At 59.1% G+C, this 18,568-nt stretch carries 18 protein-coding genes and 1 riboswitch; of the genes, 12 read left to right on the top strand and 6 right to left on the bottom strand.

What is annotated here, in order from left to right:
- Positions 1-38: 38 nt before the first annotated feature.
- Both ABIE13_RS07570 and ABIE13_RS07565 read left to right on the top strand, forming a co-directional pair.
- A complete protein-coding gene (locus ABIE13_RS07570; RefSeq protein WP_354442527.1) occupies positions 39-1,202 on the top strand; it encodes a patatin-like phospholipase family protein in 1,164 nt (387 codons plus the stop codon).
- 73 nt (positions 1,203-1,275) lie between these two features.
- Positions 1,276-1,674, top strand: a complete 399-nt coding sequence (locus ABIE13_RS07565; protein WP_354442526.1) for a group II truncated hemoglobin — start codon at positions 1,276-1,278, stop codon at positions 1,672-1,674.
- Between the two features lie 49 nt (positions 1,675-1,723).
- Here the strand turns inward: ABIE13_RS07565 and ABIE13_RS07560 are convergent, their stop codons facing one another.
- Both ABIE13_RS07560 and radC read right to left on the bottom strand, forming a co-directional pair.
- A complete protein-coding gene (locus ABIE13_RS07560; RefSeq protein ID WP_354442525.1) occupies positions 1,724-2,368 on the bottom strand; it encodes a Smr/MutS family protein in 645 nt (214 codons plus the stop codon).
- Between the two features lie 62 nt (positions 2,369-2,430).
- Positions 2,431-3,138 carry a RadC family protein gene (radC, locus tag ABIE13_RS07555; protein ID WP_436278392.1) on the bottom strand — a complete coding sequence of 236 codons (708 nt, stop codon included), beginning with the start codon at positions 3,136-3,138 and terminating at the stop codon, positions 2,431-2,433.
- A gap of 96 nt (positions 3,139-3,234) precedes the next feature.
- Here radC and ABIE13_RS07550 point away from each other — a divergent pair, with 96 nt between their 5' ends.
- From ABIE13_RS07550 to serS, 3 genes are read left to right on the top strand one after another with little or no spacing between them, the layout of a single operon-like run.
- Positions 3,235-3,681 (top strand): FKBP-type peptidyl-prolyl cis-trans isomerase, encoded by a 447-nt coding sequence (locus ABIE13_RS07550; RefSeq protein ID WP_354442523.1) that lies wholly within the window; start codon positions 3,235-3,237, stop codon positions 3,679-3,681.
- Positions 3,681-4,649, top strand: coding sequence for a 4-hydroxy-3-methylbut-2-enyl diphosphate reductase (gene ispH / locus ABIE13_RS07545; protein ID WP_354442522.1), 969 nt, complete (start codon positions 3,681-3,683; stop codon positions 4,647-4,649). The genes ABIE13_RS07550 and ispH overlap by 1 nt, the downstream gene beginning before the upstream one ends.
- A gap of 60 nt (positions 4,650-4,709) precedes the next feature.
- A complete protein-coding gene (gene serS / locus ABIE13_RS07540; protein ID WP_354442521.1) occupies positions 4,710-6,023 on the top strand; it encodes a serine--tRNA ligase in 1,314 nt (437 codons plus the stop codon).
- Between the two features lie 497 nt (positions 6,024-6,520).
- On the opposite strand, the gene ABIE13_RS07535 is transcribed toward serS, so the two are convergent.
- Positions 6,521-7,306, bottom strand: coding sequence for a GntR family transcriptional regulator (locus ABIE13_RS07535; protein WP_354442520.1), 786 nt, complete (start codon positions 7,304-7,306; stop codon positions 6,521-6,523).
- Between the two features lie 129 nt (positions 7,307-7,435).
- Between ABIE13_RS07535 and ABIE13_RS07530 the strand changes: the two genes are divergently transcribed.
- The 7 genes from ABIE13_RS07530 (at position 7,436) to ABIE13_RS07500 (ending at position 15,794) form a co-directional block, all read left to right on the top strand.
- Positions 7,436-8,518, top strand: a complete 1,083-nt coding sequence (locus tag ABIE13_RS07530; RefSeq protein ID WP_354442519.1) for a Bug family tripartite tricarboxylate transporter substrate binding protein — start codon at positions 7,436-7,438, stop codon at positions 8,516-8,518.
- A gap of 144 nt (positions 8,519-8,662) precedes the next feature.
- A complete protein-coding gene (locus ABIE13_RS07525) occupies positions 8,663-9,010 on the top strand; it encodes a hypothetical protein (protein ID WP_354442518.1) in 348 nt (115 codons plus the stop codon).
- A gap of 17 nt (positions 9,011-9,027) precedes the next feature.
- Positions 9,028-10,662, top strand: a complete 1,635-nt coding sequence (locus tag ABIE13_RS07520) for a hypothetical protein (RefSeq protein WP_354442517.1) — start codon at positions 9,028-9,030, stop codon at positions 10,660-10,662.
- Positions 10,663-10,838: 176 nt separating this feature from the next.
- Entirely contained in the window at positions 10,839-11,852 is a 1,014-nt protein-coding gene (locus tag ABIE13_RS07515; protein WP_354442516.1) for an ABC transporter substrate-binding protein, read from the top strand.
- Between the two features lie 71 nt (positions 11,853-11,923).
- Positions 11,924-13,621: an ABC transporter permease gene (locus ABIE13_RS07510; protein ID WP_354442515.1), complete on the top strand. Its 1,698-nt coding sequence runs from the start codon at positions 11,924-11,926 to the stop codon at positions 13,619-13,621.
- Positions 13,618-14,691 (top strand): ABC transporter ATP-binding protein, encoded by a 1,074-nt coding sequence (locus ABIE13_RS07505; protein WP_354442514.1) that lies wholly within the window; start codon positions 13,618-13,620, stop codon positions 14,689-14,691. Before ABIE13_RS07510 ends, ABIE13_RS07505 begins: the two co-directional genes overlap by 4 nt.
- 26 nt (positions 14,692-14,717) lie before the next feature.
- Positions 14,718-15,794 (top strand): mandelate racemase/muconate lactonizing enzyme family protein, encoded by a 1,077-nt coding sequence (locus ABIE13_RS07500; RefSeq protein WP_354442513.1) that lies wholly within the window; start codon positions 14,718-14,720, stop codon positions 15,792-15,794.
- 14 nt (positions 15,795-15,808) lie between these two features.
- Here the strand turns inward: ABIE13_RS07500 and ABIE13_RS07495 are convergent, their stop codons facing one another.
- The 3 genes from ABIE13_RS07495 to ABIE13_RS07485 form a co-directional block, all read right to left on the bottom strand.
- Positions 15,809-16,525 carry a hypothetical protein gene (locus ABIE13_RS07495; RefSeq protein ID WP_354442512.1) on the bottom strand — a complete coding sequence of 239 codons (717 nt, stop codon included), beginning with the start codon at positions 16,523-16,525 and terminating at the stop codon, positions 15,809-15,811.
- A gap of 624 nt (positions 16,526-17,149) precedes the next feature.
- Positions 17,150-17,638, bottom strand: coding sequence for a hypothetical protein (locus tag ABIE13_RS07490; protein ID WP_354442511.1), 489 nt, complete (start codon positions 17,636-17,638; stop codon positions 17,150-17,152).
- A complete protein-coding gene (locus tag ABIE13_RS07485) occupies positions 17,635-18,276 on the bottom strand; it encodes a DUF2325 domain-containing protein (RefSeq protein ID WP_354442510.1) in 642 nt (213 codons plus the stop codon). The genes ABIE13_RS07490 and ABIE13_RS07485 overlap by 4 nt, the downstream gene beginning before the upstream one ends.
- Positions 18,277-18,447: 171 nt before the next feature.
- A riboswitch (TPP riboswitch) is annotated at positions 18,448-18,563 on the top strand.
- The last annotated feature ends 5 nt before the right edge of the window (positions 18,564-18,568 follow it).

The following is an 18,568-nucleotide window of genomic DNA, read 5'->3' as shown; positions in this document are numbered from 1 at the left end:
CTATTTTTTTGACGCCAGTGTGTGGTTCACTGGCGGCCATGAAAGAGCAAAAGCCGATCAATCTCGCCTTGCAAGGCGGTGGGGCGCATGGCGCCTTTACCTGGGGTGTTCTGGATGCCCTCCTGGCGGACGGACGCCTGTCCTTGGACGGTATTAGCGGAACGAGCGCGGGCGCAGTCAACGCGGTGGCGCTCGCGCACGGGTGGGCCAGCGCACAGGCTGCCGGGGAGGACCCAGGGGAGGGCGCTCGTGCGTCGCTGGCCAATGTGTGGAACAAAGTCACGCTGATGGGCGAAATCAGCGAAGGCCCCGGCAGAATGGCTCGCCTGATGATGGGCGCGCTGCCTGGCGCCTTGGGTAGGGCGTCTCCTTATCAATCGAACCCTCTGGACTACAACCCGCTTCGCAAGCTTATTGAATCCGAGATTGATTTTGATCTTCTTGCGCGGCTTCAAACGCCGAAAGTGTTTGTCTGCGCGACGGATGTCGAGACCGGTCGCGCTGAGATTTTTACCGGCAAACGCCTGACCGCCAAGGCCGTGATGGCTTCGGCGTGTCTGCCTATGCTGTTTCATGCGCCAGAGATAGATGGGCGCCAGTATTGGGACGGTGGTTACTCAGCCAATCCCGCTTTCAGGCCGCTTATAGAACAATGCGATACCAACGATGTGCTGCTGGTGCAGATCAGCCCGCTCAAGCGGCCTGGCCATCCCAAGACGACAGCGGAGATTCTTGATCGTGTCAACGACATTACCTTCAATGCCAGTGTCATCGCGCAGATGCGCACCATCGCCTTGATCAACGACATGGTGGAGAAAGGTGTGGCGGAAGAGGGGCTCAAGCAAATCCGCCTGCATCGCATAGATGGCGGAAAAGCAATGCTTGAGTTGCCGCCCTCCAGCAAGGCGTCCCCGCAAAAGGCGACCATGGAGAAGCTGTTTGCATTGGGTACGCAGTCTGCGCAGCGCTGGCTCAAGCGCCATCTGAGTTCAGTCGGAGAAAAGAGCAGTATCAACGTCCGGCGTGACTACGGTGACCCGCTGCGCCTGGATTTTGGGGCAGGGGATGGCGCTATTGCAGATGCATTCCCGGATGATGAAGTCGAACAAAGCGAGCTGAAGGCCGAGCCGAGCGCATCTGAGCCAACTGACTCGATCGACCTCCCTGTGGGGCCAGATTCCGGGAAAACCACGACTTCGTAAAATGCTCAGGAACGTGCGAATGTTCCAAGACGCAGCCAAGGGGCTGCCAATTTTTTTACAAGCGGGTCCTTTTTTGACTGAGAACTCTTCCGAGATCACCCCATTCGAGCGAATTGGTGGTGAAGACGCTGTCCGCCTGTTGGTCGATCGTTTCTATGACCTGATGGACTTGGAGCCTGGCTATGCCGCGCTACGGGCTACCCACGGCAGTATGCTGGCGGACGCCAGGCAAAAACTCTTCTGGTTTCTGTGCGGCTGGCTCGGTGGCCCCGCCCACTATGAGCAACGTTTTGGTCACCCGCGCCTGCGCATGCGCCACATGCCGTTTTCCATCGGTATCCTTGAACGCGATCAATGGCTGGCGTGCATGAACCAGGCCATGCAGGAAACCGGCGTGGAAGAGGGCCTGCGTACACGGCTTGCCAACAGCTTTTTTCAGACAGCCGACTGGATGCGCAACACGCACGGTTGAAACAACCTGCGTGTAGCGCTGCAGCCGAGGGGCATGCAGAGCTGAGACGTCAGGTCCCACGACCTGCCTGTAAAAGGACTACGAGCGCACCAGCGCCACCTTCCAGGGGCTTGGCTTGCACGAAGGCCAGTACCTCGTTTTTTTGCACCAACCAGCCGTGTACTTTGCCCTTGAGTACCGGGGTCTTCCCAGGTGAACCCAGGCCTTTGCCGTGCACCACCCGCACGCATCGGATGCCGGCCCGATGTGATTCGCGCAGGAATGCGGACAGAGTCTCACGCGCCTCTTCTACACGCAGGCCATGCAGGTCGACCTCGCGTTGCACGGCCCAGTGGCCGCGCCGAAGGCGCGAGGTCACGTCGGGGCCCAATCCCGGGCGCAAATAGCTCAGGTGCGCATCGACTTGCAGCAGCGTTGATGCGTCAAATTCATCTGACAGGGCTTCGCGCAGCACGGCTTGCTCGTCACGCTGGCGTTGAATCGGCAAGGGTGGGGCCGGTTCTGGGCGGTGGTGTACCCGTGCGCTCTGGCGCAGGGGCTGCGTGGCTCCTATGGCACGCGCAAACAGGTCCTGATCCTGCCGGGCCTTGTTCTGCGCTTGCAGCCGGGCGGCCTCTTGCGCGGCGGCCTTGGCTTGGCGCTCCGCCAGCTCCTGACGCAGCTTCTTGAGATCTTGCAGCGAATTGCTCTTCATGGAGCTAGTTTTACACATCGGCCTGATGGAAGCGAAAAAGCCGGACCATGTTGCTGTAATTGCTAGGTTACAAAGCCTTCTTCTGCCATTGAAAGAGCCTGTCCCGGCGCCACGATCACGTGGTCCAGCACGCGCACATCCACCAAGGCCAATGCAGACTTCAGGGTTTTGGTCAGGGCTTCATCGGCGCGGCTAGGCTGAACGCTCCCGCTGGGGTGGTTGTGTGCCAGAACTACTGCGGCTGCGTTGTGATGCAGGGCGCGCAGAACGACTTCCCGGGGGTAGACGCTGGTTTGGGTGAGCGTGCCCCGAAACATTTCTTCAAGGGCGATCAAGCGATTCTGGCAGTTCAGAAAAATGACGGCAAAGACTTCGTGCGGCCGATTGGCGAGGTGCAATTTCAGATAGTCTTTGACCGCGCCGGGAGATTCAAACGCTGAGCGTTCACTCAACTGCTGCGACAGCGCTCGCCGGGCCAATTCGAGTACGGCCAAAAGCTCAGCCCGTTTGGCTGGGCCTCCCAGGCCCTTGATTCGCTTCAGGTCATCGGCACCCGTCTGGAGCAGGCCAGCTATGCCACCAAAGGTGTCCAGCAACTCCTGCGCCAGATGCAGCACGTTTTTTCCGGCCATGCCGGTGCGCAGCAGCAAGGCCAGCAGTTCGACATCGCTCAGGGCCGAGGCCCCGCGTGCAAGAAGTTTCTCGCGGGGGCGAGCGTCTAGTGGGAGATCTTTCAAAACACATTTCTGGCCCGTGGAGCCTGCTCGCAGGCTTTTCCAGATGGCTTTCAAAAGCCCGGAAAAGCCCGCGAACACACCTGACGGGCGCATTTCATAAAATAGGCGCTGTAGTTTATGGAATATTGCATGACCGCCACGATAGAACCAGGCTCTTTTCTTACCTTGCATTACCGCCTGGCCGGCCCCCAGGGGGACGTGATCAACACGTTCGAAGGCAAGCCAGCCACCCTTTCTTTGGGCACGGGAGAGTTGTCGCCTGCGGTGGAGGAGCGCCTGATTGGAATGGAAGAGGGGGTGCGCACTACGCTCGAAATTCCCGCCGGTGAGGCCTTTGGAGAGCGCAATCCAGACATGGTGCAATGGCTTGCGCGCAAAGAGCTCAATGACATGGGCGACCCTTTGGAGAAATACGCGGTGGGAGAAGTGGTGCAGTTGCCTACACCCGACGGCCAAGGCCAGTTTGCTGCGGTTGTGCGTGCGGTGCGGGAAGACGGCGCACTGCAACTGGATTTCAACCATCCACTGGCCGGTCAGGCCGTGACCTTCGAAGTGCATGTGATCGGAGTGCTCTGATGGCTGAAGCCGAGATCCTGCTGGCGGCTCCCCGGGGCTTTTGCGCCGGGGTGGATCGCGCCATCGAAATCGTGGAACGCGCTATTGCCAAGTTTGGCCGGCCCATTTACGTGCGCCACGAAATCGTTCACAACACCTATGTGGTCAATGACCTCAAAGCCAAAGGCGCGATTTTCATTGAAGATCTGGCTGATGTGCCCCCGGGCGCGACGTTGGTCTTCAGCGCCCATGGCGTGCCAAAGTCTGTGGAAAGAGAAGCCGAGGCACGTGGATTCAATGTGTTTGACGCCACTTGCCCGCTGGTCAGCAAGGTGCACGTGGAAGTGGCCAAGCTTCGTAAAGAGGGCTACGAATTCATCATGATCGGCCACAAGGGCCACCCGGAAGTGGAAGGCACCATGGGGCAGTTGGACGGCGGCATCCATCTGGTCGAAGACGTGGCGGATGTCAGCCGGATCCAGCCGGACCAGACTGAAAAACTGGCGGTCGTTACGCAGACCACCTTGAGCGTGGACGATGCAGCCGAAATATCTGCAGCGGTGAAGGCACGGTTCCCTCATGTGCGGGAACCTAAGCAGCAAGACATTTGCTATGCCACTCAGAATCGGCAAGACGCCGTCAAGTTTCTGAGCCCGCAGGTCGACCTGGTCATTGTGGTGGGCAGCCCCACCAGCAGCAATTCCAACCGTTTGCGCGAGGTGGCGCGCAAGTTGGGCACTGAAAGCTACATGATTGACAGTGCGGAAGAGCTCAAGCCAGAGTGGCTGGTGGGCAAGGCGCGGATCGGTCTGACAGCAGGTGCTTCCGCGCCAGACATTCTGGTGCGGCAAGTCATTGAACGGCTGCGCGAGCTTGGCGCCGTTTCCGTGCGTACCCTCGATGGCATGGAAGAGACCGTGAAGTTTCCGCTGCCTAAAGGGCTCAGGCTGGGAGACGCGGCCGAAGTCACCCTTTCTCATTTGCGTTAAGTCTCATTTTCTACACCGACCTGCACGAGGTCAGTCACGCGTGGCCCCTACAATTGGCACATGCTTGATTCGCTCCTTCTCCGTAAAGACCTGAATGGCGTTGTAGAACGCCTGACTGTTCGCAAAAATCCGCAGCCCTACCTGGACGTCGCGGCCTATACCGCACTCGAGTCCGAGCGCAAGACCTTGCAGACCCGCACAGAGGAGCTGCAGGCGCAACGCAATTCCGCCAGCAAGCTGATTGGCCAGCGCAAATCCAAGGGCGAAAGCGCAGACGACGTCATGGCACAGGTAGCTGCCATCAAAGACGAGCTTGATGCCTCCGCGGCGCGTCTGGACGTGTTGCAAACCGAAATGCAGGCGCTGTTGCTAGCCGTTCCCAACCTGCCGCATGAAAGCGTGCCGGTCGGTGAAGATGAATCCGGAAACGTGGAAGTTCGCCGCTGGGCTCCCCATGGACTGTCGCCTCGTACGTTCGACTTTGAGGTCAGGGATCACGTGTCCCTGGGCGAACCCCTGGGCCTGGATTTTGAAACCGGCGTGAAGCTGGCCGGTGCGCGCTTTACGTTCATGCGCGGTCCGATTGCCAGGTTGCACCGTGCACTGGCCCAGTTCATGCTCGACATCCAGACGAACGACCACGGCTATATCGAGTGCTATACGCCTTACATCGTCAACGCTGACTCTTTGCGTGGAACTGGCAACTTGCCAAAATTTGAGGCCGATCTGTTCGCAGCCAAAAAAGGCGGCCAGGAAGGCGAGGGCGAATCTCTCTACCTCATCCCCACATCAGAGGTCACACTGACCAACACCATTCGAGGCGAGATCGTTGCAGAGGCCGATCTTCCCATCCGCCTGACGGCCCACACGCCATGCTTCCGTTCGGAAGCTGGAAGCGCTGGCCGTGACACCCGGGGCATGATCCGTCAACACCAGTTCGACAAGGTCGAGATGGTGCAGATCACGCACCCGGAAAAAAGCTACGAAGCGCTGGAGCAGATGGTCGGCCATGCTGAAGCCGTGCTGCAAAAACTGGAACTGCCTTACCGCGTGGTGCTCCTCTGTTCGGGCGACATGGGCTTCGGTTCAGCCAAGACATACGATCTGGAAGTGTGGGTGCCGGCGCAGAACACCTACAGGGAAATCTCCTCCGTCAGCAACTGCGAGGCATTCCAGGCAAGGCGCATGCAAGCGCGCTTCAAGAACGCCCAAGGCAAGAACGAGCTGTTGCACACGCTCAATGGCTCAGGTCTCGCTGTGGGCCGAGCATTGGTGGCCTTGCTGGAGAACGGCCAGAACGCTGATGGCTCCATCACGATACCCAAGGCATTGCAACCGTACATGGGTGGCTTGGAAGTTCTGAAGGCGGCGTGAGGAGAAAGAAGGTTGCTGGATAAGGCCGCGCTCGATCCGCTTCCGACTCACAGTTTCCAGGCCGAGCGAAGCAATGGCCCGAGTGGGTATCCCACCCCTTTGGCCGTGCCGAGGAGCGCAGGTCCAGGGGCGGGCAAGAGCACTGCAAGATGCTCTTGCTTCGTGAACTAGCTTGCGGCAGCTGTTTGAGCGTATTGAGCGAAGCGAAAGTAGCGAGTTCTGCCGCACCGCCCCTGGACCGAGCACCGGAGCTTGCCCGTAGCGCAGCGAAGGGACACGGACTTGGGGCCGCCTTTTTGGGCCTACTGTTTTTGGCGGAGCAAAAAGAGTAGGTGCGCCGCCGGGCGCACTCCCCGGCCTCCGACCTCAAAGCAAGCGCAGAGGCAACTAATAAACGCCGCGGACAACTCAACCGGCGCTTGCCCAGGTGGGTCGGCCCCCCCCTACAACCTTGCCCTAGCCGGTCGCCCCAGACAGGGAAGAGCAGGACATAGAAACTACCCCATCCCGCCTTCCCACCGCGTAGCACTAAACGCCTTCTCCGGTGCTGACGCCTTGGCGCGCTCAGCCGCCACCACGGCTGCACCCCCGTTTGGAAATTCCACCCCGGCCTGAATGAGCCTCCTCTTGTTGTCGCGGCTACGACGTGCGTGTTCGCGCAACAGGGACTCGGCGCGAACGCCTTCCCGAGCTTCTATGGAGTCCACAATGTCTTCGTGGTCTGACTGAGCCCGGCTGAGAAAGGAGAACTCAAGCTCAGGTTGCATGCCGCCCAGTGCCACTGCACCCGGCGCCGCAAGAGGTGTCTTGGCTACATGAGCCAGCGTGGCGGCCAATACCGGATTGTTCGCTGCCACGATCAAGGTCCGGTGAAAGCGGATGTTCATCGCAATCCACTCTTCAGAATTCAAAGGGTTCCCCGCCGCAGCAGCATCGACCAAGCGGCGGCCCTCAGTGACACAGGTACGGAACTCCTGTCGCACGGCCGCAGAAATGCCCATCTCGGCCGCCGTACGGGCGGCCAACCCTTCCAGCGCACCGCGCACGTCAATCGCCTGAGCGACTTCATCCAGGGTGACGCGGCGCACGCGAAACCCGCGTTTGGGCAGGCGTTCGAACAAGCCTTCACGCTCAAGCTCCGCGAAAGCCAGCCGCAGCGGCGTACGCGAAACGTTCAGGCGTGCGGCCAGATCGAGCTCTACCACCCGTTCGTCCGGGGCAAGCTCGCCTGCCAGGACCAGTTGCCGAAGCTCGGCAGAGACGCTTTCAATCAATGAACCCATGGAAAGGTGGCGTCAGGTGAGCGAAAAGTGAAATGTATGCAGCATGTCGATAGATGGTAACGGCAGTTGCTGAACGCTAAACGCGCATTCAATTGCATGCAATTATGGTAATTACTAGCCTGCTTCGGCATGACAAAGGTCAAATTGCATGCAATACTCGGGCAACTCATTTTTCAGGATGCAGCAGTGGCCAACATTCCGCAACGTGATTTCCGCATTCAGTTTTCAAGCCGCCGGGCGCTTTTAGGCATGGCTGCCGCCAGCGTTCTCTCGACTACGCTGGCTTTTAGCGGCAACGCTTTGGCCACAGACGCGTACCCCAACAAGCCGATCAAAGTCATCGTTCCGTTCCCGGCGGGCGGGGGCGGGGACACCCTGGCCCGGCTGATGCTAGGGCGCGTGGCACAGGAGCTGGGTCAGCCTTTCGTTTTCGAGAATCTTGCAGGCGCCGGCGGCAATGTGGGGTCACAGATGGCAACCCGTGCACCAGCGGACGGTTACACGCTTCTCTACGGAACCAACGGCACTTTCGCCATCAACCACACGCTCTACAAGAACGCAGGTTTTGATCCGTTAAAAGACTTTGTCCCTATCAGCCAGCTCAGCCGGATTGCGGCAGTGGTCGTGGTGCGGGGGACACTGCCAGCCAAAACCATGCCTGAGCTGCTCAAGCTCGTGCGCAGCGAGCCAGGCAAGTACACGTTTGCCTCGGCTGGCAACGGCACGACGTCTCACCTGGCCGGAGAGATTCTGAAATCTTCTGCTCAACTGGACATGGTGCACGTGCCTTACAGGGGCGGTGCACCAGCCATGAATGACCTTTTGGCCGGCCAAGTCGACATGATGATTGAAGTCATGCCCAACGTGACACCCCAACTCAAGGGCAACCGCGTTCGCGGGCTCGCGGTCAGTACCGCCAGCCGCGTGGCCAACCTGCCTGATTTGCCCACCATCGCCGAGTCTGGCGTTGCCGGTTTCGAGGTCGGTGCATGGGATGCTGTGGTGGCTCCCGCCGGCACCCCAGCGCCTATTGTGGCTCGGCTGAATGCCGCGGTGCAGAAAGCACTGGCTGACCCCGAGCTCCGCAAGCAATTGCAGGAACGCGGTGCGGAAGCTGCGCCAGGCACACCGGAGGCACTTTCTGCATTCATTCGTACTGAATTGAAGCGCTGGGGAGATGCCGTTAAGCGCTCTGGCGCCCAGGTTGACTGACCGCCCGAGACCAGTAGCCGGGACAAAGTGATGCGATTGGTGTGGTGGACGGGGGCGGCTATCGCGGCGGCGTTGGATTCAACGCGTGACGAAGCGATTCTGTTTCTCTCCCGCTGCGCGTCTGGCTCACTATGGGATGCTGCCATGAGCACCATGGATTTGCAGCACATCACGGCCTTTCCTTGGAGCAACGCCTGGATGTTGATGTTTTGTTTGTTCGGCCATTCGAGCTTGGCGCAAGGCCAGGCGTGGCGTCCGCAGCTTTGGGCTTTCCGCGTTGCAGCGATGGCGGTGACCATGCCGTTGGCCTGCATGGCCAGTGCGGCCTTGGTGTCACTGTTGCCTCTGGCCTGGCCTTCCGGGTTGCGCGTTTCTGTCTGGTGCCTGTCTATGTTGGCTGGCTGCGGCGCACTCATGCACCTGGCCCACACCCTGCCGACACGTATTTCTGCCGCGCGCCGCCTGGCGCCGCGATCTTTCACTATTCATTGATTCTGTAAGGAGCAACCATGCAAAAGAATTCCTTTCCTAACCCTGGCCCTAATTCACCAGCCAAGCCTGACGGGCTACCTACTCATGGCGCTCCTCCTCTGGTGGGTTCCCGCCCTCCGCGTTGCCCGCCGTTCGTGGATATCACCAGCACAGACCAGCTGATGCCCTATCTCGAGCACGTGGCACGCCGCCCCTACAACCACGGGCTGAATGCCTGCTGGGACCTGAAAGAGGGTGAACGTGTCCTGCTTCGGGTAGACAACTGGCACAGCGAACTCACCATCCAGGCCTGCCAGCGCATTCTTGAAAAGTACAAGGTCAAGTACGAGATTCAAAAGATTGATCGCGGGCCCATCCCTCAATGGGTGGGCGCTGATGAAGTGGATTACTACCTGTTCCGCACCAAAGAACTCGCTGAGTGGATGGACATGTGGGAAGAGGAAGAGAAGAAGCAGAAATACGACAAGATCCTCATGGGCTACGGTGGCCCTGTACTGGCTGAGCGCTTCATCAAGATCCAGCGCATGCCTTTCATCACGCCTGAAATTCTGGCTTCACCCGCGCATGCCATGCCCATCGAGGTGATTAACGCCATGGACAAATGGGCCTGGGATCGCATTCGTTCGGCCAAGCGCGTTCGGATTACCGACCCCGAAGGCACAGACCTGTCCTTCACCAACCACGACGAATACTGGGATTCCAAGCGCGAGTTCTACAACCCAGAACTCACCCAAGCCACCTGGCGCGGCAATGAGCACTTTGGCAAGACCTATCTGCCAGGACACATTACAGGCCGGCCGTGGATGTTCCATCCGTTCAAGGAAGATGGCTGCGGCGTGATAGCAGGCACCACCAACCATATTGCTGCCTGCGATTGGACGAAGCTGGAAGTGGAAAACTCCCGCATCACCAAGATCATTGCCGGCGGTGAGTTCGGTGACAAGTTGCGCGACGTCATGGAGCGCACCAAGGACTTGCAATACCCGACCTTCCCAGGCAAGGGCATCATGCACTGGTGGGAGGCTTCCATCGGCACCAACCCCCACGTGCATCGTCCTCGCAAGGATTTCCCATCGGGCTTCGTGAACTGCCTCTATGAGCGCGTTCGCTCCGGGGTGATCCATATGGGCTTCGGCACCATCATCTCCTCCATGGCTGAGCGTGAAGCGGCCCGCATGGGTCATCTGGTGGGCCACTGGCACCTGCACCTGTATTTCCCAACCTATCACACTGAGCGCTCGGGAGACAACGAGAACGTTATCGAAAACGGCCGCTTGCTGGCACTGGATGACCCCAAAATTCGCAAGATCGCGGCGAAGTACGGTGACCCTGACCTGTGGCTGGACGAAAGCTGGAACCCAGCCGTGCCCGGCATCAATATGCAGGGCAATTACTGGGACCACTACGCCAAAGACCCGCTGCACTGGGTCAAGACCGAGCTGGAAGTTTGCCGCAACTACCACCCCATGTTCATGCGCATGGTCGGAGCTGACGACAAATACTGTTCTGGCGAAGGCGCCAAGTGGTGGAAAGGGGGCTGCTGTGAACACAGTGGCGTAAGCGCCCCCGTTTTGCCTGGCAACTGCTGTGGCGAAGACAGCGCCGCACCGGAGTCCACACCACCCGCAAGCGGCAATTCCTGCTGCGGCTGATCAAGTTTGGAACGACGCCAACTGGCCGCCAAGAGCCGGTCCAGATTGGCGCCCTTGACCGGCTTCAGCATGCCCTGCAGGGCAGGGAAGCGATCTGGTACGTCATTGAAGTCGTGCCGTTTGCCAGAGCGCATGCATCCACGCGGCGCTCGAATATGAATACAAGGAGACCCAGCATGAAAAAACTCACTACCGCCGCATTCGGTTTGGCTTTTGCTTTGGCGCCCTTTGCCAGTGCACACGCTCAAAGCCTGGCTGAACTTGCCAAGACCGCAGCTTCCAAGCCACCCGTTACCTGGTATGAAAGCTCTCCCTCAGAGCAGATAGACAAGGTATTGGCCGCATTTGGGCGTAAGTACCCGTCCGTGAAAGTGCGCCACACGCGCCTGGTGGGCGGTAATGAGTTGGCTGTACGCGGCGTTCAGGAAATGCAGGCCAGGGGTTACACGGGTGATCTGCTCACCGGTGGGGCAGACCACATGAGCCACCTGAAGGGCCGCGGCTACCTGGAAGGCGTGAACTGGTCTCAGTTTGGCGTTCCCAAATCCTACGCGCCTAACCCAGAGATGGTGGCCACCACCGCATCGGTCTATGTGGCGCTGTGGAACACCCGCAAGGTGACCGAAGCGGAATCGCCCAAGACGTGGGAAGACGTGCTCAACCCCAAGTGGACCAACCGAGTGGGCTCGTGGGTACGGGCGGCGTCGTTCGCGCAACTGGCTGCCACTCAGGGCCCTGATTCTGCCAAGCGGCAGTTGGAACGATTCATCAAGCTCAAGCCCATGCTCTACAAATCCACCTTCCCGCTGGCGCAGGCTGTAGGTTCGGGTGAGGTCGACATGGGTATCGGTTTCTACCACTCCACACTGCCTCCTATGAATGCCGGAGCGCCCATTCAAATGCGGGCACTCGATGTGGTGCCCATGCACATGATCTATTCCGGCGTGAGCAAAGGCGCGCGCAATCCGGAAGGCGCCAAACTGCTGATGGCCTGGTTGACCACCAACGAAGGCGCACTCGCCTACGAAGAGGCCACCGGGCGCGGTAACCCACTCGTGACGGCGACCAAGACAGCCAAGTTCATCGCTGGCAAAAAAGTCTCCGAATGGCCTCCAGAGAAATCTGATGAACTGGGCGCACTCAACGAGTACTACAACAAGATGCTTGAGGCGGTTGGGTCGGCAAAATGAGCGCGGAGGGTAGTACTGCACTGAAAGGGCCAGCGCACTTACCGGGCGGGATAGCCAAACAACCTTTTGCCATGGCTCGCCTGCCCGGGTGGGCCTTGCTGGCGCTGCTGGCCTACATGGTGGTGGTGCCACTCGGCCTTTTGCTGGTGGCGAGCTTCAAGCCCACTGGCTTGCCCTTTGATCCAGGTTTTAGCCTGGAGCAATTTCAGATCGTCTATGGCGATATAGCGTTCTACAAACTGGTGTGGCAGACCGCCATTTTTGCGGTGGGCTGCACCGTATGCGCGCTGGTTGTGGGTGGGCTGCTGGCTTGGCTGGTAGAGCGCACTGACCTGCCCATGAAGGGCAGTGCACGCGTGATGATTGCATTGCCCATGGTGTTGCCGCCGTTCCTGTTGGCGATGGGGTGGGCGCTGCTGGCCAGCTCGCGCACGGGTGTGTTGAACCGGATGCTGGTCGATACCCTCGGTCTTGAATCCGCGCCGTTCAACATCTATTCCATGGGCGGCATGATCTTTGTGGAAACACTGGCGCTGGTGCCTTCCGTGTACTTGATTCTGTGCAGTGCCTTTCGCAATATGGACCCGGCTCTGGAAGAGGCAGCCATGACCAGCGGAGCGCGTTGGCCGCAAATGATCTGGCGCATCTTCATTCCGCTGCTGTCTCCAGCCATTCTGGCTGCAGCGGCATACCTTCTGATTGTGGGCTTTCTCGTGTTCGACGTGCCGGGCACTCTGGGCATGCCTGTGGGCCTGTTTGTGGTGTCTTCGCGCATTGTTTATCTGGCCACAGACCAATCAGGCGGTACTTCCGCCTATGGGCAGATTGCCGCCATCGCGGTAAGTTTCCTGATTCTTCTGCTGGGGCTGGCTTGGGGTTATAGACGGCTGACTCGGCAGGCCAACCGGTTCATCACGGTCACGGGCAAAGGGTTCCGGCCTCGTGAGTTGAAGCTCGGTGCGCTGAAGCCCTTGGCTATCTTTTTCGTACTGACTTACTTCCTGCTGGCGGTGGTTTTGCCTTTGGCCATTCTCATTTGGACCAGCCTGACGCCTTATCTGGCTCCCGTGAGCATGGAAATGCTTGGGCAGCTGACGCTGTCGCAACACAAGGCCGTCTTCACCAATACCCGCGTGGGCGGCGCCGCCTGGACGTCGACCTGGGTCTCCTTGTTGGCAGCCACTTTGGTGGTCGCATTGGCGCTCTTCGTCGCCTGGACAGTCTTGCGCAATCGTTCCCTGTCTCAGCGCACGCGCGGGTTGATTGACACGCTGTCCTTCATGCCGCTGGCCATTCCGGGAACCATGATTGGCATGGCGCTGGTGTATGTCTACCTGACCCTGGTTTTCCTGCCCATCTACGGGACCGCCTGGATCCTCGTCATTGCGTATGTCACGGTGTACCTCTCGTTTGCGTCACGGGCAGCTTCTGCTTCGCTCATTCAGGTTCACCCCGAACTTGAGGAGGCCGCGCGAACCTGCGGGGCCTCTACGAGCGCAACGTTGCGGCGCATTGTGCTGCCCTTGCTTCTGCCGGGCCTGGCTGGTGCCTGGATTTGGGTGGTTGCGCACGTCATGCGCGAACTCTCTACCGCGCTGTTGCTGCAAGGCGACTCCAACGTCACAGTGGCCGTTCAACTTTGGAGCTACTGGTCGGGTGGAGAGCCCGGCAAGGCTGCCGCCGTGGGCGTGTGGCTGGTGGTGGCAATGACAGTGATCACAGTTATCTGGCAGCGCCTGGCAGCGCGCCGAGAGGAAGTTCGTTCATGATCGAGTGCAAGGACCTTTGGTTGACGTATCCCGGCGCCGCGCAAGCGTCTGTCTGTGGAGTGTCATTGGCGCTGCAACCCGGCGAGTTCGTAACCCTGCTGGGGCCCAGCGGTTGCGGCAAGACGTCCACTCTTCGCAGTGTGGCGGGGCTGGAAACTCCAACGACGGGCTCCATCCGTATCGGCGACAACGTGGTGTTCGACAGCGTCAAGGGCATACAAACACCCACGCATGCGCGCGACATCTCCATGGTGTTTCAGTCCTATGCCATCTGGCCGCACATGACGGTGCAGCAGAACGTGGCCTTTCCGCTGGAGATTGCGCGCATGTCGCGCGATCAGATCAAAGCCAATGTGAACGAAGCATTGCGCATGGTGGGTCTTGGCGCATTGGCTGATCGAAGCGCCACACAGCTGTCTGGTGGCCAGCAACAGCGCGTGGCCATTGCACGGGCGCTGGTGCGCCGCTCCGGCGTCATGTTGCTCGACGAACCCTTGTCTAATCTGGACGCCAAACTGCGAGAGCAGATGCGCCTGGAATTGAGGGAGCTCATCAAGACTGTCGGGCTGACGGCACTGTACGTGACACACGATCAGGAGGAAGCACTCATGCTCTCTGATCGGATTGCATTGATGAACGCAGGCCGTATCGTCGAAGAGGGCACACCCTCGGAGCTCTACCTGCGCCCGACCACTCGTTTTGGCGCTACTTTCCTTGGGGCCGCTGAGGTCTTCGATGTGGTGCGGGCCCGCGGACAAGAACTCGAAACTTCCGATGGAGCGCTGCATTTGAGTCAGGACGCTGATGGCGTGGCCCACGTAGCCATTCGACCAGAAGCGATTGTGGCGACGCAATCCGGTGAAGTGAACGGCCCGAATCGTTGGAGCGGCCGCTTGATCAGCGCCATATTTTCCGGCCGCCAACAGCAGTTGGTGGTCGAGCTGGCTGGAGGCCGCCGCGTCAATGTGCTGGCGCCTCCCACTACCGAGTTCCGGGTTCAGGAGCCGGTCACGCTGGAACTGCCCACTGAACGCCTGATGCCTTTGGCCAGCGATTCAGCCACTCATTAAACGAATTTAAGAAACCAGGAATACGCATGGCTGCCAAGAACACTATTGAAGTCAAACCCTATCGCCTATCGCTGCAAACTCCTTACCGCTGGTCAAAAGGCACTCAGCACCATCGCATGGGGGCCATCTTGCGATTGGAGTCGGATGGGTTGGTGGGCTGGGGAGAAGCCGCACTACCACCCCATGTGGACTATCCACCGGAGGCGTTTGTAGACGAGATCAGGGCCCTGATGGTGGGGCTTGACCCGCTGTCTCCGCAATTCCTGAGTGAAATATCACTTCGTGAATGCCCTGCGCGCATTCGTTGCGGCATCTCTACCGCAGTGCTGACACTGCGTGCGGCGCAAGCCGGCAAGACACTGGCGGGGTATTTGCTGGGCGATGAAAAAAGCGTACCTGCGCGTGTACCGGTCAATGATCTGATCGGTGATGCGGAGCCTGAAATGTGCGCGCAACGCGCCCGTGATGCGGCAGCACGTGGGCAAGATACGGTCAAGGTCAAATGCACATCCGAGCGCGAATTGGATCTGAAGCGTATTCAGGCCATTCGTGAGGCTGAACCCACAATCAAGATTCGTCTGGACCCGAACGAGAGTTGGCCGGTTGAGTGGGCAGCGGAGCAGTTGCGCGCCATGGAGAAGTTTGTCATTGAATACTGCGAAGAACCGCTTCCCCGCGGCACGCCGCTTTCGGCATACGGTCAACTCAGACGTGAAACCAAAGTGCCTATCGCTTTGGACGACAGCATCCGCACCGAGCGCGACGTGGAACTGGCCGCCCTGCACAAGGCTGCGGATGTCTTCATCCTCAAAGCGCAACGTGTCGGCGGCCCCGACAAATTGCTGGACATCGTGCGCGCAGCCCAACCGCACGGAATCCAATGCACGGTGACGTCCAGCCTGGAAACATCGCTGGGTTTGTACCTGGGTATTCACTGCACGGCGCTGACGCCACCACCCATGGCCGCAGCCGGCATCGGTACTGCACGTTTTTACGCCGAAAACGTGTGTGAACCCCCGCCCATCGTGGATGGCTACATGGCTGTACCCAGCACACCAGGCTTGGGATTCGATCCGCAATCCTGGTGGGATTCGGCCCGTTAAAAGCCGTCTTCTGGCTACACCGTGCGTCTGCGCTTCCAGCCCAAAAGGCCCAAGGCTGCAGCCAGGACAGCAAGGCTCCAGGACGTCAACGATGGCACTGCGTGGTTGCTTGGAGCGGGCGCGGCGGAGTAGGTGGGTGCCACGGACGCCGTGCAACCTGTCGTGGCTGCGCAAACTCCACCGTCGCCTGGTGTTAACGTGGCAGTATTGTCCAACGTGGCCCGGCCGGTCACTGTGCCGGTCAGCGTGAAGCTGAGGCTCGAGTTGCCGGGCATATCAAATGTTTTGGGCATGGGGCCTGCTGGGCTTGGGCAAACTGCGGCGCCTGTGGCAGAGCACGCCCAGACAGGGTTGCTCAAACCACCCGGCACGGGGTCTGCAAGACTTACTCCTATGGCATCAGCCAGGCCCAGGCTCGTCAATGTGACGGTATAGGTTGCAAGCTGGCCTGGTTCGTAGTGATTTTGATTGGCAGTCTTGGTGATGCTGATGGGAGAAGAACTGCAAATGGATTGCCCGCTCAGATGGGCACGAGCCAAAAATCCTGCTGCCCAGCCTGTGTCCGAAGTGGAAAATACCAATGTATTGGTCCCACTGACCCAGCCCGAGTTGAAGTTGGCGTGGATGCCGCCTGAAAATCCAGATGGCGTGAATGGCAACTGCTGCGTGCCGTTCACAAACGCCGCTACGGCGCTGTCATCCCCCATATATTCGAGATCAAGTGCAACCACAGATGGTGGGACTTCCGGCGCCAAATTGAACTGAACCCGATAGTGATTGATGAAAGGGATAGGACTCGGGTTAGGGCGTGGCCACCAGTTGCCTGGCCAAGATTGGTTGTACGTACCCGTAGTGGAGCGACCCCCCGGGCTCAGCCACTGTGCGTCAGCAAATGTTGACCAAGAGGATTCAATTGTTCCTGCTGTCCTTGCTTGTGTCCAGGCTTCAGCATCGGATGGTGGCAGAAGGGGCGTGGTGGTGTACTCTTGAAACTTGCTCCAGATGGGATCTAGCTCATCGAGACCTAACTTCGTTCCACCTGTGGCGGGGGGGATTGGCTGTGCGATCCCTGTGTTCAGAAGCGAAGTCAGGCTCTGGCAGGACAAAGTTGGGATGGTCTGCGCCCCGACGGGCCACGCGAGCACAATTCCCAAAAACACACCACATTGTTTTTTCACGGGTAACGTTTTATATAAAAAAGTATCTATATATTACATCTTTCGGTGGGGTTGTACCAGTGGTCATTCAGCGTGACTGCGAAATCAAGTCTGTGCGGACTGCACTGGCAACTAGTGCCGCCTGGCTAAGCTGATGCGGCTAGTTGCAGCGGCTGGTTGTATGAGGCAATGACACCACTAGTGGAGGCGTGCTCCCGGCAACACCATGTGCATACGGCCCGCGTCCAGCGCCTTCTCGACCAGCTGATGCTCCCCGTGCCTGGTATGGTGATTTTCCAAAGCGGCGTAGGTGTGGCGCAATTGTCTGCCAGCGGCAATCTGCAGGGATGGAGAAGCCTCCTGGCTCTGCAAGAGCGACACGAGCTTGTAATGTGCGCAGCTAAGGCACTCTGCGGCGTTGGACGGCTCGTTCATGGCGGAGTAGCAGTCGGCGATGTTCAGATGCGCGATGACATAGGCCGCGAGTCTGTCTTCATCCATCACATCGGGGTCCGGATTCGTCAGTAGGCGGTGCGCTACTTGTAACGCCCGCAAGTACCACCCCATGGCATGTGCTACGCAGTGCGAGCGGCTCGCTGCCAACCCCTCATTGGTCAGTCGCTTCCATTCGTGCAGCAAAGAGTTTTCAGGCGCATTGTGGATGCCGTGTAGATTGGTCTGGTTCATGATGTGGCTTTTCCCGAAAAAGAATCAGCGGCCAGCTTTTCAGTCTGGGCACCAGGGTGAATACGCAGAATTTGAAGAGCTCCAGGTTGCTCCACCAAAACGCAGGTCTTTCCAGTGCGTTTGCAGTGGTCTTCGACGCGCCAGAAATCGCTGTGGCTCACGCATGCGGCCTGGCAGATCACCAGATCAGCGGTGCGTAGGCTGTGCTCTATCCATTCGGCGTCGAGGTACGAGGCGGCGCTCGCAATCCCTGGCTCTTGAGTTGAGGCGGTAGGGAATATCGAATCCAATCCCGCGCGGGGTGCGTCGCCTCGATGTTCCAAGCCATTTTTCGTGTTTAGAAGCTTGCTTTTCTCTGCGCGCTCCGTTGCCAATGCGCGGTCGCTTTCGCTGAGTAGAGTGCGCAGGTGGGCTATCTCCCCGCGCAGGCGCTCCAGTTCATTTGCTTGCGCATGGACTTGCTCCGAGCAGCGACGCTGGAGATTGCCGTAGTGGCGCAGCAGAATTCCGTGCTCTAGCGTCAGTCCACCATCGCCATCTTCTGGGCAAGGCACCACGTACTTGCTCCGAAGCTTGTTCCACATGCGGAGCAGCACGGCGTTCACGGAGGGTGTTTCAGGCGCTTGAGAAGTCGGCATAGGGCTGGTTCTAGCATCACAAATGATAATCATTATCATTTAAGTGCGGGTTTTGCCAAATACCCTTGTGGCGAATCGGACCTGCTGCGATGAATGACGGGACCGATCCTGCGTGGGAGGTGAAGCGGGCCGGTGCCCACATTTGTTGAAACCTCCAAGCCGCGTTATCATCGCCTTGCTCCGGGGTGCCAGCCGCGTTTTTCGCGGCCGGCTGAGATGGTTAAAAACCGAACCCGCCGAACTTGATCCGGTTAATACCGGCGTAAGGACGAGACCAAACATCGCCAATGGT

This window comes from Ottowia thiooxydans, from assembly GCF_040548795.1.
GTDB lineage: Bacteria > Pseudomonadota > Gammaproteobacteria > Burkholderiales > Burkholderiaceae_C > Ottowia > Ottowia thiooxydans_A.
The sequence above is the reverse complement of the archived record's forward strand: the minus strand, read 5'-3'. Positions and strand labels throughout refer to the sequence as shown.

Coding starts and splice junctions, on each gene's coding strand:
- ABIE13_RS07570 (WP_354442527.1), top strand. CDS start 39: ATGAAAGAGCAAAAGCCGATCAATCTCGCCTTGCAAGGCGGTGGGGCG.
- ABIE13_RS07560 (WP_354442525.1), bottom strand. CDS start 2,368: ATGAAGAGCAATTCGCTGCAAGATCTCAAGAAGCTGCGTCAGGAGCTG.
- ABIE13_RS07550 (WP_354442523.1), top strand. CDS start 3,235: ATGACCGCCACGATAGAACCAGGCTCTTTTCTTACCTTGCATTACCGC.
- ispH (WP_354442522.1), top strand. CDS start 3,681: ATGGCTGAAGCCGAGATCCTGCTGGCGGCTCCCCGGGGCTTTTGCGCC.
- serS (WP_354442521.1), top strand. CDS start 4,710: ATGCTTGATTCGCTCCTTCTCCGTAAAGACCTGAATGGCGTTGTAGAA.
- ABIE13_RS07535 (WP_354442520.1), bottom strand. CDS start 7,306: ATGGGTTCATTGATTGAAAGCGTCTCTGCCGAGCTTCGGCAACTGGTC.
- ABIE13_RS07530 (WP_354442519.1), top strand. CDS start 7,436: ATGACAAAGGTCAAATTGCATGCAATACTCGGGCAACTCATTTTTCAG.
- ABIE13_RS07525 (WP_354442518.1), top strand. CDS start 8,663: ATGAGCACCATGGATTTGCAGCACATCACGGCCTTTCCTTGGAGCAAC.
- ABIE13_RS07520 (WP_354442517.1), top strand. CDS start 9,028: ATGCAAAAGAATTCCTTTCCTAACCCTGGCCCTAATTCACCAGCCAAG.
- ABIE13_RS07515 (WP_354442516.1), top strand. CDS start 10,839: ATGAAAAAACTCACTACCGCCGCATTCGGTTTGGCTTTTGCTTTGGCG.
- ABIE13_RS07510 (WP_354442515.1), top strand. CDS start 11,924: ATGGCTCGCCTGCCCGGGTGGGCCTTGCTGGCGCTGCTGGCCTACATG.
- ABIE13_RS07505 (WP_354442514.1), top strand. CDS start 13,618: ATGATCGAGTGCAAGGACCTTTGGTTGACGTATCCCGGCGCCGCGCAA.
- ABIE13_RS07500 (WP_354442513.1), top strand. CDS start 14,718: ATGGCTGCCAAGAACACTATTGAAGTCAAACCCTATCGCCTATCGCTG.
- ABIE13_RS07490 (WP_354442511.1), bottom strand. CDS start 17,638: ATGAACCAGACCAATCTACACGGCATCCACAATGCGCCTGAAAACTCT.
- ABIE13_RS07485 (WP_354442510.1), bottom strand. CDS start 18,276: ATGCCGACTTCTCAAGCGCCTGAAACACCCTCCGTGAACGCCGTGCTG.